This is a genomic window from Micromonospora sp. BL4 (genome assembly GCF_003667505.1).
Classification (GTDB): Bacteria; Actinomycetota; Actinomycetes; order Mycobacteriales; family Micromonosporaceae; genus Micromonospora.
In genome coordinates this window covers 60,598-74,517 of the sequence record NZ_RCVJ01000125.1, presented here as the reverse complement: position 1 = coordinate 74,517, position 13,920 = coordinate 60,598, and the positions used below count along the sequence as shown (strand labels likewise).

General features: G+C 72.4%; 11 protein-coding genes and 1 riboswitch. Of the genes, 4 read left to right on the top strand and 7 right to left on the bottom strand.

From position 1 onward, the window contains the following. Positions 1 to 147: 147 nt before the first annotated feature. Entirely contained in the window at positions 148 to 1,524 is a 1,377-nt protein-coding gene (locus tag EAD89_RS14620) for a YibE/F family protein (protein ID WP_121676065.1), read from the top strand. Positions 1,525 to 1,690: 166 nt separating this feature from the next. Next, positions 1,691 to 1,821: riboswitch (cyclic di-AMP (ydaO/yuaA leader) on the top strand. A 4-nt stretch (positions 1,822 to 1,825) separates the two neighbouring features. Then, positions 1,826 to 2,845 carry a hypothetical protein gene (locus EAD89_RS14615; protein WP_121656524.1) on the top strand — a complete coding sequence of 340 codons (1,020 nt, stop codon included), beginning with the start codon at positions 1,826 to 1,828 and terminating at the stop codon, positions 2,843 to 2,845. Positions 2,846 to 2,903: 58 nt separating this feature from the next. Here EAD89_RS14615 and EAD89_RS14610 read toward each other — a convergent pair whose 3' ends face one another. Beyond that, positions 2,904 to 3,614 carry a carbonic anhydrase gene (locus tag EAD89_RS14610; protein WP_121676064.1) on the bottom strand — a complete coding sequence of 237 codons (711 nt, stop codon included), beginning with the start codon at positions 3,612 to 3,614 and terminating at the stop codon, positions 2,904 to 2,906. A 202-nt stretch (positions 3,615 to 3,816) separates the two neighbouring features. Between EAD89_RS14610 and EAD89_RS14605 the strand changes: the two genes are divergently transcribed. Beyond that, positions 3,817 to 4,155 carry a helix-turn-helix domain-containing protein gene (locus EAD89_RS14605; RefSeq protein ID WP_121656525.1) on the top strand — a complete coding sequence of 113 codons (339 nt, stop codon included), beginning with the start codon at positions 3,817 to 3,819 and terminating at the stop codon, positions 4,153 to 4,155. A 50-nt stretch (positions 4,156 to 4,205) separates the two neighbouring features. Beyond that, a complete protein-coding gene (gene mycP / locus EAD89_RS14600; protein ID WP_233578666.1) occupies positions 4,206 to 5,447 on the top strand; it encodes a type VII secretion-associated serine protease mycosin in 1,242 nt (413 codons plus the stop codon). 96 nt (positions 5,448 to 5,543) lie between these two features. Here the strand turns inward: mycP and EAD89_RS14595 are convergent, their stop codons facing one another. From EAD89_RS14595 to eccCa, 6 genes are all read right to left on the bottom strand, one after another. Next, positions 5,544 to 6,803: a WXG100 family type VII secretion target gene (locus EAD89_RS14595; protein WP_121676063.1), complete on the bottom strand. Its 1,260-nt coding sequence runs from the start codon at positions 6,801 to 6,803 to the stop codon at positions 5,544 to 5,546. Positions 6,804 to 6,820: 17 nt separating this feature from the next. Next, positions 6,821 to 7,384 (bottom strand): WXG100 family type VII secretion target, encoded by a 564-nt coding sequence (locus EAD89_RS14590; RefSeq protein ID WP_121656683.1) that lies wholly within the window; start codon positions 7,382 to 7,384, stop codon positions 6,821 to 6,823. A 37-nt stretch (positions 7,385 to 7,421) separates the two neighbouring features. Continuing rightward, a complete protein-coding gene (locus EAD89_RS30475) occupies positions 7,422 to 8,846 on the bottom strand; it encodes a S8 family serine peptidase (protein WP_158610736.1) in 1,425 nt (474 codons plus the stop codon). A 152-nt stretch (positions 8,847 to 8,998) separates the two neighbouring features. Then, positions 8,999 to 9,277: a WXG100 family type VII secretion target gene (locus EAD89_RS14580; RefSeq protein ID WP_074316323.1), complete on the bottom strand. Its 279-nt coding sequence runs from the start codon at positions 9,275 to 9,277 to the stop codon at positions 8,999 to 9,001. 25 nt (positions 9,278 to 9,302) lie between these two features. Beyond that, complete coding sequence (locus EAD89_RS14575; RefSeq protein WP_074316322.1) at positions 9,303 to 9,611, bottom strand: WXG100 family type VII secretion target; 309 nt, start codon at positions 9,609 to 9,611, stop codon at positions 9,303 to 9,305. 343 nt (positions 9,612 to 9,954) lie between these two features. Further along, on the bottom strand, positions 9,955 to 13,917 hold the full coding sequence (eccCa, locus tag EAD89_RS14570; RefSeq protein WP_121676062.1) for a type VII secretion protein EccCa: 3,963 nt from the start codon (positions 13,915 to 13,917) through the stop codon (positions 9,955 to 9,957). Between the last annotated feature and the right edge of the window lie 3 nt (positions 13,918 to 13,920).

Below are 13,920 nucleotides of genomic sequence, written 5' to 3'. Positions count from 1 at the left end.
TCCGCCGACCGGGCCGAGCGCTCACCGTTCGTGATCACGCGGTCGCCATCCAGCGATTCGGCGCGCTCGTCGCCGCTTTCCCGCCGCGGCGCTGAACCGACCAGCCCGCCGGCACGTACCCCGCACCGGATCGTTGGGAGTCTCGCATTGGGTTCCGACCACACCCGTTCCGCTCCGTCCGCCCCGCCCCGGGTGCGACGGATCCTCATCGCGACGGTGGTGCCCCTCTTCGTCGCGACCGTGCTCGCAGCGGTGGTGCTCTGGCCGCGCGACGGGTCACCGCAGACCGACGGTGGAGCGAACGTGCCGCGCTACCACGGCACGGTGACCCGGGTGGTGACCGAGCCGTGCCCACCGGCTGCTTCGAGCCCCGAGGGCACACCGGGTGTCGGGGACGGGCCGTGCGGCACGGTGGACGTGCGGGTGAACGACGGGCCGGACTCCGGCCAGCAGATCCAGACACCGGTGCCGGCCGGACCGGGCGCTCCCCGGGTCGAGGTCGACGACGAGGTCATCCTGGTCGAGCTGACCGACCCGACCGACCCCACGGCCAGCAGTTGGAACATCGCCGAACACCAGCGCGGCGCGCCGCTGCTGTGGCTGGCGGTGATCTTCGCCGCCGCGATCGTCGCGTTCGGCCGGTGGCGTGGTCTGGCCGCGCTGGCGGGGTTGGCCGCCAGCTTCGCCATCCTGCTCACCTTCGTGCTGCCCGGTATCGGCGCGGGCCGGTCACCGCTGCTGGTCGCTGTGGTCGGCGCCGCGCTGATCATGTTCGTGGTGCTCTACCTGACCCACGGAGTCAGCGCGCAGACCTCGGTCGCGGTGCTCGGCACCCTGGGCAGCCTGGTACTCACCGGCGTACTGGCCACCATCGTCACCGCCGCCACCCACCTCACCGGCTTCGGCAGCGAGGACGCCACCACCCTGTCGATGTTCCAGGCCGACGTCGACCTGCACGGCCTGCTGCTCGCCGGGATCATCATCGGCTCGCTCGGGGTGCTCGACGACGTGACGGTCACCCAGGCGGCCACCGTGACCGAGCTGGCCAACGCCAACCCCGGGCTGACCCGGTTGCAGCTCTACCGGGCGGCGACCCGCGTCGGCCGGGCGCACATCGCGTCCACCGTCAACACCATCGTGCTGGCGTACGCGGGCGCCTCCCTACCCCTGCTGCTCCTGCTCACCGCCGACTCGCGGCCGCTCGGGCAGATCCTGACCAGCGAGTTCCTGGCGCAGGAGATCGTCCGCAGCGCGGTCGCCACGCTCGGGCTGATCGCCGCCGTGCCGCTCACCACCGGGCTGGCCGCGATGGTGACCGCAGCCGGCCGGCAGGGCGCCACGCCCACCGCCGCCACGCCCGCGCCGCGACCGCAGCCCGACCGCGCCGAGGCGCTGGCCGCACTGAGCTCCCCGCGTACGGGTCGACCCGACCCCACGTCGTCCGACCCGGCGCGGACCACACCCCCATCCCCCGCCACCGACCGGTGGCCAGATCCGAACAGGAGCACGGATACGGCATGGTGACACTCCTCAACGTGACCAGCAGGGGCGTTCGCCCTGAGAACCCCGTCACTGGTCACTCAACGCCATGGCGAAATGACGCTTTTAGTCGGTATCGGGGCGTAGCTCAGCCGGTGGGCTCTCGGGTAACCTCGCCGTCGGTTACCGATGAAGGCGCGAAGCGGCGCCTGCGGTACCACCGCCCAATCGCCAACCGGCGAGCCGGGAACCCAGGTACGTGGGGTGAATCCGCGACAGCGGTAGGGGCCACTTCCGCCCCGAACCCGTCAGCTAACCCGGTCGGCGGTCGACGGAAGGGAACATTGTGACGGCACCCCTACGCCGCTGGTTGACACCCGTGGTGGCCGTGATCGCCGCATTGACCGTGCTCGCCGGGCCGCTCCCGGCCCACGCCGCCCCGACGACCCCCACACCGTCCGGGCACGAGGAGGACGGCGAGCCCAAGCTGCTCACCGACGTCATCGAGCAGACCAACCGCAAGTACTCGGCGGCCAAGTCCAAACTGGACAAGTCCAAGAAGCGGCAGCTTGAGCTGGCGGTGGAGGTCACTCGGGCGAAGGCAGACCTGGACGCACTGGCACCGCAGGTCGGGCAGATCGCCTCCCAGTCGTACCGCACCGGCCGGATCGGGCCGATGGCGATGCTGCTGGAGAGCGAGGCCCCCGACTCCTTCGTCCAGCGCGCCGCCGCGCTCGACGAGATGAACATGGTCAACGAGAAGAAGCTCGCCGAGGTCAACGCGGTGAAGGAGCGTGCCGAGCAGGCCAAGCTGGCCCTCGACGCGGAGGTCCGCGAGCAGCAGAAGCAGACCGCCCTGATGGCCAAGGAGAAGCGCGACGCGGACAAGGCGCTCGCCCTGGTCGGTGGGAAGGGCTTCACCGGCGGGCTGGTGTCGGCCACCTCACCGGTCGCCCGGCTCGGCCCGGGCCGGACCGCCGACGGCGACTGGAAGCCCCAGTCGTGCAGCGAGAACGACCCGACCACGTCCGGCTGCGTCACGCCGCGCACGCTGCACGCGTACAAGGAGGTCAAGCGGGCCGGCTTCAACCGGTTCGTCGGCTGCTACCGCTCCGGCGGGCCGTGGGAGCACCCGAAGGGCCGCGCCTGCGACTGGTCGCTGCAGAAGAGCGGCTTCAGCCCGTGGCACAACGAGGACACCCGGACGTACGGCAACAACGTCGCGGCGTTCCTCATCCGCAACGCCGATCGGCTCGGCATCTACTACGTGATCTGGAACCGGCAGATCTGGTTCCCGGCGACCGGCTGGAAGTCGTACAGCGGGCCGTCGAACCACACCGACCACGTGCACATGTCGCTACTCTGACCCGCGCGTTCCTGTCCGAGGGCCGCCCCGCGTGACGCGGGACGGCCCTCGACGCGTTTCAGGCGGCCGGCGTGCCGGCGTCGATCGGCACATCGAGCGTCGCGGGCGGCACGGCGGCCACCGGACGCACCTCTCCGGCGGCGAGCCGGTACGACATCCCCACCACCGCGCACCGCCCCTGCGCGACCTCGTCGGCCAGCACGGGCGACTGCCCGAGCAGCGCCTCGACGGTCTGCGCGATGTGGATGTCGATGATGCCGTCGATGTCGTCCACCCCCTCGGCCGCGGCGCGGCGCAGGCTGGGCAGGACGGCGTCGACCACCGCGCGCAGGTGCCCCTGGGGCGGGGTGCCGGTGGCGGCCGACTGCCGGGCCGCCTGCACCGCACCGCACGAGTCGTGGCCGAGCACCACCACCAGCGGGGTGCCGAGCACGGTCACCGCGTACTCCACGCTGCCCAGCACCTCCGGGCCGGTGGTGTGCCCGGCGGTGCGGACCACGAACAGGTCACCCAGCCCACGATCGAAGATGATCTCGGCGGCCAACCGGGAGTCGGAGCAGCCGACGATCACCGCGAAGGGGTGCTGCCCGTCGGCCACCGCCGCGCGGTGCCCGGCGTCCTGATTGGGGTGGCGCGGAATGCCGCTGACGAAGCGGCGGTTGCCGGCAGCCAGTTCGGCGTACGCCTGGGCCGGCACGGTCGGTGCTGACACCCGGTTGGCGGCCCGCTGCGGGCCCGGCTGCCCGCCGGCTGTACCGGGACGGCTCATCGCCCGCACCTCGTCTCCACGTGTTTTACCTGTTCAACCGAGCCTTCGGCGGGCTGGCTACAGGCGCTGACTCGGGCTCCACCGTCACACGCACCGCAAGATGCGTCAAGATATGCGTGATATAGATTTCATACGTTGGCCCCGGCCGGTCATCGGGCGACGCTTGAGGGCAGGGTCGACCAACGGGAGAGGCGGTCCCACGATGGCGAGCACGGCGACGGCGGCTGGCGGCACCGGCGGCCGGAACTGGACGTTCCTCACCAACCACGGGCACGTTCTGCTGGCCATCGGCCGCAACCCCACGGCGCGGCTGCGCGACGTGGCGGCCGAGGTCGGCGTGACCGAGCGGGCCGCGCAGGCGATCGTCGCCGACCTGGAGGCCGGCGGCTACCTGCACCGCACCCGGGTCGGGCGGCGCAACGAGTACACCCTCAACCCTGCCGGCCACTTCCGGCACCCCGCGGAGGCCGACCGCCAGGTCGGGGATCTGCTCGCGCTCTTCGCCGAGACACCCGCCCCGGAGGCCGCCCGCCCATCCTGACCGCCGTCGCCGGGCCGTTGCCCGCCAGCACACAGCGGTAATCTCTGCGGGTGCGCGAATGCCTGCCGTTGAGCGCGACCGACCCGTCCCGCCGTACCGGACGTGCCGTCCGTGCTGTCCTCAGTGGAACGCTGGCCGTCCTGCTCGGCGCCGCCCTGGTGGCCGTACCCTCCCCGGCCGTCGCGGCGCCCACCTGCGGCCCGGGTGGCGAGGACGCTTTACCGGAGATGCCGTGGGCGCTTCGCCGGTTGGACCCGGCCTCGGCGTGGCCGCTGTCCCGGGGCGCCGGCGTGACCGTGGCGGTCATCGACTCCGGCGTGTCCGCCACCCACCCGCTGCTCAAGGGCCAGGTGCTCGAAGGCCGGGACTTCAACGGCCTGCCGGCCAACAAGGGCCAGTGCGACCAGGCCGGGCACGGCACGATGGTCGCCGGCATCATCGCCGGCAAGGAAGGCACCGGCACGCCGTTCAGCGGCATCGCCCCGGCGGCCCGCATCCTGCCGGTCCGGGTGCTGCCGGACACCAAGGGCACCAACGACGAAGGGCTGCCCGCGCAGATCGCCGCGGCCATCGACTACGCCGTCGAGCAGGGCGCCGACGTGATCAACCTGTCCCTGGTGACGCTGCCCCGCCCCGAACTGGAGGAGGCGGTCAAGAACGCGCTCGCGAAGCGGGTAGTGCTGGTCGCCGCTGCCGGCAACCGGCAGGAGCAGCAGCAGGACAAGACTGGCTACCCGGCCGCGTACGACGGCGTGATCGCGGTCGCCGGCGTGAACGAGCAGGGCGGCCACGTCGACACCTCGGTGAGCGGCGCCTACGTCGACGTCGCCGCGCCGGGGTTGAACATCGTCGGCCCGGCCCCGCGCGGAGAGGGCTACCGCGCCGAGCCGACCGGCGGCACCAGCTTCGCCGCCGCGTACGTGTCAGGAGTGGCCGCGCTGGTCCGGGCCGCCCATCCGGACCTCGATCCGTACCAGGTCGCCGAGCGGCTGGAACGGACGGCGGACAACCCGCCGAACGGGCACAACGGGGAGGTCGGTTACGGAGTGGTCAACCCGTACCGAGCCGTGTCGAGCCTGCTCGGCACCCGCACCGATCCGCCCGCCGGCAAGCTCCCGGCGCCCGACCGGTCGGACGACCCGCTGAGCTGGCAACGCACCGTCGCGATCTGGGCCGCCGCGGTCGGCGGCCTGCTCGCCGTGCTGCTGCTGGCCGCCCGGCCGATCCTGATCCGAGGCCGCCGGCGCGGCTGGCGCCCGGGCCGGCGCACCGACTCGCCGGTCACCAACTGACCGACGCCGGTTGAGCGGGCCTGACACGGCCTCCGGTGGTCGTACGCACCACGGCACCGACGGGGCGTCCCCGCCGGTGCCGTGGTGTCCCGACGATCAGCGCAGGACGCCGGAAGTGCCACCGCCGTCCGCGCCCCACACGTCCTCGTCCTCTTCCAGCCAGGTGTTGCGGGGAGCCTCCTCCTCGCCGTAGCCGGCGCCCGCACCGGCGCCCATCCCGGCCATCGCACCCGCGCCTCGGGCACCCGCACCCCGGCCGCCGGCCCCGGCACCCGTCGCGCCCCGACCTGCGCCGGCCGTGGTGGTGGCGGTCGCGCCACCACCCATCATCGGGCCCATGTTGGGGGAGACCGCCCGCCCGAGTGCGCCGCCACCCGCGAGAACGCCGGCACCAGCGCCGCCGCCGCTCAAGCCGCCGCCGCCGCTGCCGAGCCCACCGGCGCCGCCCAGGCCCGAGGAGCCCAGGCCACCGCCCCCCAGACCGGAGCCGAGACCCGGTGTGCCACCGCCGCCGGCACCCGCGAGGCCGCTGCTGTAGTCGTCCTCCAGACCGCCGGTGCCCGGCACCCCACCGGTGCCGGGGTAGCCACCACCCGAACCGGTGTCGTACCCGCCGGAGAGGTCGGGGTGCGTGCCGGAGCCGCCGGGCAGGTTGCCGGTGTCCGGCATGCCGTTGGCGTCGATCGAGGGCTTGGCGCCCAGGTCGCCGACGGACGGTTTGCCGCCGATGTCCGGTACGCTGCCGATCCCGCCACCGCCGCCGCCACCGTTGTCCAGCTTCGGAATCTCGGTCTTCGGTGTCTTGTTCTCGAAGCCGCTCGCATCACCCGGGGTGCCCGGGGCGATGTTCTGGTAGTCGCCACTGACCCGCTGGTAGACGCCCGCCGCCTCCTCGGACCGGTCGTTGATCCAGTCGGCGACCGCGGTCACCGGATCCAACCAGCCGAGGAAGTCTGGGGCCACCTTGGCCTCGAAGAAGCCCACGCTGAGGGTCAGCTTGGCGTTCCGCGCCTCCAGCACGTCGTTGACGCAGGTCGCCGGCACCGGGAAGTCCCGCTGGGCGGCGGTGAGCTTCTCCGCGGCGCTCTTGAGCGACTGGACGATGCCAGTGCCCTTCTCGGCGTCCGCCACGATGTTGCCGGTGTCCTTGGCGATCTGCTCGACGTGACCCTTGAACGCCTCGTACGCCGGGCCCTTCCAGACCGTGCCCAGGTCCTTGATGTTGGTGTCGAGACTCTGCTTGACGTTGTTGAGATTCTTGATCAGCTGTTCCCAGCCAAGGGCGGCGCTCTCCACGTCACCCGGTCGGCCGTCGATGACGACCTTCTGGCACATCTCTTCCCAGCTCAGGCCCATCTGCCGTCCTCCCCGTTCTAGCGACCGTCGCCGTTGCCGGCCACGTCGCCGAAGACCCGCTGCATGTCGGCGGCGGACATCGCGTTGGCATGCTCCGCCGTCTCGTAGTTCTCCTTGACCTGACGCAGTGCCTCCGCCGCGTCGTAGAGGCTCTGGGAGAGCCGCCGGACGCCGCTCTCGGTGCCCTGGTAGAGGCCCTGATGCTTGGCGGCCAACCGGCTGGCCCAGTCGAAGCCACCGAGCGGGCTCGCCTGGCCGGGCGCACCGGCCGCGGCGCCAGCGGCGGCGCCACCCATCAGGTCCTGGATGTCGACCATGTCGTAGGAGAGCTTGTTCAGGTACGCCGCATGGGTCTCCAGCCAGTTGATGGCCGAGTCCAGGCTGGTGGCGTCCCACTCGGTCTTGACACCGGCCTCGCCGGGCGCGGTGACCAGCCCCTTCGGCGTCGCGGCGTGGTTGACGTTGTCGATCTCGAAGCCGGTCACGGCCAGACCCGGCGTCGGCACCGCGCCCATCGGAACCGGGATGTAGATGTTGTCTGTCTCGAACCGTTCCGGCTGCTTGGTCGTGTCGTCCGTCATCGGTCCCCTCCCCGAAAACCTGACTGGTGGTCCGCGCTCACTGCTGCTGTGGGCCGGATGGCGGTGGAGCCTGCCCCGGGCCGGCACCCGGCCAACCGGGGCCGCCCGACGGCGGCGCCGGCGCGGCCGGAGCCGGCGGGTAGCCCGGCGCGGGTTGAGCCGGCGGATAGCCCGGCGGCGGATACCCCGGCGCCGGCTGGCCCGGCGGCGGACCGTAGCCCGGGCCGGAGTACTGAGGTGGGGCCTGACCCGCTGGCGTCGGCCACCCGGGCGGACCCGCGGGCCAACCGGGCGGCGGCCCCGGTGGGCCGGGAAGCGGGCCGCCGACAGCCGCCGGCGCGCGCCGCTTACGCCGCCGCAGCACCACCAGCAGGATGACCAGCGCGACAATCGGCACAGCCAGGCAGAGCACCACCTGAACGATGGCGCCGGCCCTGTTGCTGACTCCGAACTCGACCGCCGGGCCGTCGTCGTCGCCGGGCCGGGCGGCACCGCCGGGCCGGTTCGGGTCGGCCGCCGCGCCCTCCAGCAGCGGATTGGCCGTCACCGCCGGCACCGAGCGGGTCAACGCGGCGAGCGGGTCGACGGCGCCGAAGCCGAACTGCGGGTCCCGACCGGCCGGCCCGGCATCGCGAGCGGTCTTGACCAGCCGGTTGATGACGTTGGCCGCGTCGAGGTTCGGATACTTCGCCCGAACCAGCGCCGCCACCCCGGAGAGGATGGCGGCCGCCGAGCTGGTCCCGCTGGCCACCGTGTAGCCGTTCGGCGAGACCGCCTTGGGCGCCGGCCCGATGATGCTCTCCATGGGCGCGGCGAGCACGATCTCCGGGCCCTGCACCGAGCCTGCGAAGAAGCCACCGCGCTTGTCCAGCCCCGAGACGGCGACCACGCCGGGGATGTTGGCCGGAAGGGTGACCTGACGGTCGCCCTCCTCGACGTTTCCGGCGGAGACGACCACCACCGCGTCCTTGCCCAACGCGTACTTGACGGCGTCCGTCAGGTCCGGGTCGGGCCGGGCCGGGTCGCCACCGTAGGAGATGTTGATGACGTCGGCGCCCGCGTCCGCCGCCCAGCGGATCGCGAGGACCATGTCGATGCCGGCCGCACGGGGCCCCATGGAGACCGGGAGGATCTTCGCGGCCGGGGCGATGCCCAACTCCCGCGTCGCGCTCCCGCCACGGCCGGCGATGATGCCGGCCATCGAGGTGCCGTGCCCAGACTCCGCGTCGTCGTCGCGCCGCCCGTCCGGAGCGGCGGCAGCGTTCACGCCGTGCCCCGACAGCACCTGACCACGCAGGTCAGGGTGCGACGGGTCCACACCGGAGTCGATGACGGCGACCACCACGCCCTTGCCCTTGGTGACCTTGTGCGCCTGGGGGATCTTCAGCGAGTCGAGATACCACTGCAGGCCACGGACCGTGTCGGCGGCCTGGGCGGGTGCCGGGGCCACGGCAGAGGCCATCGCGGCACACAACGCCAGCACGGCCGCGGCGGTGACCCGCGCCGAACGGTAAGACTTCCCCGTACCCATCGCTCTCCCAGAACCTGTGTCGACGCCAACGCAATGCGGCTCCGGTCCGGTCGAACCGGACCGGAGCCGCACCGGTGATTGTCTCAGCCCCACACCTTGGCGTTGCTCATCTCGGTGGAGACGTAGTTCTCGCGGGCGATGCCGACGGCGCCGCCGATCTCGTTCAGGATCCGGTTGATGTCCCGGACCGACGAGTCCCACTTCGCCTGGTGCTGCTCGTAGGCGGCCCGGTCCTCGCCGTCCCACTGGAGCTTGGACAGCATCGACCGCAGCGTGTCCAGCTTCTCGTCGATGGTCTTCGAGATGGCCTGCATCTGCTGGTTGCTGCTCTCGAGGACCGCGTAGTCAACTTTGATCGTCACGATTTCCTCCTCTGCTAACTACGGATCACGGGTTGAGAGCAGAGTGGAACTTGTCCAGCATCTGCTGCTGCTCTTCGTCGTTGACCTGGTGCGTCGTACCCGACTTGTCGAGCAGGTCAGCGATGCTGTCCATCGCCGTCAGCAGGTTGACGGTGTCCTCGTTCCAACGCTGCATGAGCGACTGGAAACCAGTGGACGCCTGACCCTTCCACGCCATGGCCAGGTCGTCGACTACGTTCCACAGCTTCTTCAGCTCGCCGTCGACCTCGCTGCGCGTGGACCGCACGTCACTCGCGGCGGTATGCAGAGTCGCAGCTTCGACCTCGAACGCCATGCTTCACACCCTTCCGTCATGTTGTGGCGGCGGCTTTGCCGCGCCCCTCCCCCGCGGCAAGGCAGCAACACCCCACCGACGGACACTCCAGTGAAGACCGTAGCGGAACCGGTCCAGCCCGCGCAGCCCTGACCGGCCGCGTTCGATGGATAGTGGTGAATCGGGTCACGCCACCAGGAGCACGGCGGGACCTGACTCCCCACGCTGACCACCAGCAACGCGGCCCTGGCGGCCCGACCGGACGGGAATCCGACACGGCCGCGATCCGCCCATCACGAGCCGGCGACGCCGGCGAACCACCCGCTGGCGTGGACCGGACCGGCCCGGCCCGAACCGACCCTCGTCAGGACGGCTCGGACCAGGCGGTCTGGATCAGCTGCTGGCCGTCCCGACGGCGGACGAGAGTGCCCCGGCCGGGTGGCTGCGGGCTCGGTCGCAACGTGCCGAAGACCGCACCCTCCTCCCGGTTGCCGGACATCAGCAGGCCGGGCGAGTCCAACTCGCGCAGCCGTTGCAGCACCGGCTCGTAGAGCGCCCGGGACACGCCGCCGACCCGACGCGTGATGATCAGGTGCAGGCCGATGTCGCGGGCCTGCGGCAGCAGCTCCTGCAGGGCGCTGAGCGGATTGCTGCCGCCGGACGCCACCAGGTCGTAGTCGTCCACCAGGATGTACAGGTCCGGGCCCTTCCACCAGCTGCGGTCCCGCAGCTGCGCGGTGGTGACGTCCGGGCCGGGCAGCCGGTTGGACAGCGCGCTGCGGATCGAACCGAGACCCTGGGCGAACGCCTGGTTGGACGGGGCGTAGTCCAGCAGGTGGTCGCCCTCCACGACGCCCAGCAGACCGCGCCGGTAGTCAGCGATAACCAGCCGGGCCTGCGCGGGCGTGTACCGCTCGGTGATGCCCCGGGCGATCAGCCGCAGCAGGTTGGTCTTGCCGCACTCGGCATCGCCGAAGACCGTCAGGTGCGGCTCGTTGGCCAGGTCCAGGTAGACCGGCGCGAGCGCCGACTCGTTGACACCGATCGGCAGGCCGGGCGCCGACCGGTCGATGATCCGGGCCAGCTCGGCCACGGGCAGCCGGCGCGGCAGCAGCCGCACCTTCGGCGCCGGCCGGCCCGGCCAGTTGGCCGCCACGTGCCCCGCCAGGGCGATCGACGCCTCGCTGAGGTCCTCGATGTCCCGGCGGCCGTCGATCCGCGAGATGGCGGTCAGGAAGTGCAGCTTGTCGCGGGTCAGACCGCGACCGGGCGCCTTCTCCGGCACGTTCGTCGCCGCGCGGCGGTCGATCTCGGACTCCGACGCGTCACCCAGCCGCAGCTCCAGCTTGGTGCCGAGCAGGTCCCGCATGTTGATCCGGATCTCCGCCCAGCGCACCGCGGTGAGCACCACGTGCACACCGAAGCCGAGGCCCCGGTTGGCCAGCGTGGTGATGGTCTGCTCCAGCTCCTCGTAGTCCTGGCGCAGGGTGTTCCAGCCGTCCACCACCAGGAAGACGTCGCCGAACGGGTCGTCGGCGAACTCGCCGGCGGCCCTCCGGCGGCGGTAGCTCGCCACCGAGTCGATGCCGTGCTGGGCGAAGCGCGCCTCCCGTTCGTCCAGGACGGCCACCACCTCGGCCACCGTGCGGCGCACCGCCTCGACGTCCCGCCGGCCGGCCACCCCGGACATGTGCGGCAGCCGCTCCAGGCTGCGCAGTGCTCCACCGCCGAAGTCCAGGCAGAAGAACTGCACCTCGCGCGGGGTGTGCGTGAGCGCCAGCGAGGCGAGCAGGGAACGCAGCATCGTGCTCTTGCCGCTGAGTGAGCGGCCGACGATGACCACGTTGCCGCCGGCGCCGGCCAGCTCCACCATCATCGGGTCGCGGCGCTGCTCGTACGGGCGGTCCACCACGCCGACCGGCACGGTGAGCCGTCCCCGGCCCGGCCAGGACGCGGTGCACAGCCCGTACGTCGGGTCGACGGCCAACTGGCCGAGCAGCTCACCGAGGCTCGGCGGGTCGGCCAGCGGTGGCAGCCACACCTGGTGCGCCGGCCGGCCCCGGCCCTTGAGCTGGTCGATCAGCACGTCGAGCATCGCCACGGCCTTGCCGTCGGCCGGCTGCTCCGGCTCCGGCGCGGTGTCCACCGGCACCTGCGGGGCCTGCGCGGGCATGAAGTCGACGCCGTACGGCACGATCCGGCGCTGCACCAGGGCCTGCGACGCGGACGCCTGCTGCCCCGGCGCCCGGTACGGCCCCGACACGTACGCGGCCCGGAACCGCAGCATCGTGCTGGTGTCCGTCTTGAGGTAGCCGTGGCCCGGCGCGTTCGGCAGCTCGTACGCGTCCGGCACGCCGAGCACGATCCGGCTCTCCACGGCGGAGAAGGTGCGCAGACCGATCCGGTACGACAGGTGGGTGTCCAGGCCGCGCAGCTTGCCCTCCTCCAGCCGCTGGCTGGCCAGCAGCAGGTGCACGCCGAGCGACCGGCCCAGCCGGCCGATCATCACGAACAGGTCGATGAAGTCGGGCTTCGCGGCGAGCAGCTCGCTGAACTCGTCACAGATGATCAGCAGGCTGGGCATCGGCGCCAGCGGCTCACCGGCCGCCCGGGCCTTCTCGTACTCGAAGCGGGAGACGTAGTTGCCGGCCGCCCGCAGCAGCTCCTGCCGGCGCACCATCTCGCCCGCGAGCGCGTCGCGCATCCGGTCGACCAGCGGCAGCTCGTCGGCCAGGTTGGTGATCACCGCGCTGGTGTGCGGCAACGCCTCCAGCGAGGCGAACGTCGCGCCACCCTTGAAGTCCACCAGGACGAAGTTCAGCTCCTCCGACGAGTGCGTCACCGCCAGCGCGGCCACCACCGTACGGAGCAGCTCGCTCTTGCCGGACCCGGTCGCGCCGATGACCAGGCCGTGCGGGCCCATGCCCTCGTGCGCCGACTCCTTGAAGTCCAGCTCGACCACGTTGCCGTCCGGGCCGACGCCGAGCGGGATGCGCAGCCGGTCCCGGTGACCGCGCGGACGCCAGGTCTGGTGCACGTCCACGGCGGCGGCGTCGCCCACGCCGAGCAGGTCGGGCAGCTCCATGCTGCGGGCCAGCGGCTCCTCGTTGCTGGCCTGCTGCTGGGAGAGCCGGTAGGGGGCGATCTGCCGGGCCAGCCCCTCGGCGGCCTCGGCGCTGAGCCGGTCCGGTCGACCCAGCCGCGACGACGAGCTGCCCCGGACGAGCTCCAGGTTGGTCCCGTCGCCCGCGTCGAGGCAGAGCAGCCAGCGCCCGGCGTCGCGCGGCACCGTCCCGGAGAGGTCGATCAGCGTGGCGCCGAGCAGCCCCTGACCCACCAGCTGACAGGTCGGCGCGATCTCGCCGCCGTCGACCACCACGACCACGTGCGGCGCGGTGGTCAGCGGCTTCGCCTCGGGCGCGAACCGGGGTCGCCCGGCCAGCTCCCCGGCGAGCGACTCCTCGGCCTCGGCCAGGCTGGCGAAGACCAGCCGGCGGGCGCCGGCGGCGTCCGTGCGTCCACTGTGGTGGGCGTGCGGCAGCCACTTGACCCAGTCCCAGGCCGACTGCCGGTCGGGCGCGGCGACCACCGCGATCACCAGGTCGTCCGGGGCGTGGAAGGTGGCCAGCTGGCCCAGCGCCGCCCGGGTCAGGTCGAGCACCGGCTCCCGGTCGCCGCGCAGCACCACCCGGCTGAACGCGCGCACCGACAGCGCGGTCGGCAGGTCGGGCACGGTGGAGTGTGCCCGGACGAACCGGCGCAGCGCGATGGCGCTCATCGGCTCCAGGTCCTCGACGGGCTTCGTCTCCGGCGGGACGATCTCCACCGCCAGCCGCTGCGGGCCGAGCGCGATCCTGGTCTCGCCGAAGTCGTCCTCGGTGATCCGCCGCTCCCAGAGCCGCCGGGACGAGGCGATCGACCAGAGCGCGTCGGGCTCCGGGTGCCGCCAGTCCATCGCCGCCCGCTGCTGCCCCGCCGCGCGCCGGGTGCGCTTGCGCATCTGGGCGAGGTAGCGCATATAGTCGCGGCGATCGGCGTTGAGCTCCGCCTTGTCGTTGCCCCCGTTGCTCAGCGACCCGATCGCCATCCCGAGCATCGAGACGCCGAAAAGGCCGCCGGCGACGTACGTCATCATGCCGCCGCCCCGGCCGGCGTAGAGGAAGGCCATCGCGCCGACCCCGCAGACCATCGGCAGGATCATGAGCAGCTGCCCCATCCCGCGGGGTGTCGGCTCGGGCAGCTCAGGTGGGGACTCCAGCAGCACCTCACCGCGCGGCAAGGCCGGCCCCGGCTGACGCGGGAGCCGGCGGAACACCACCGTGCTCACGGC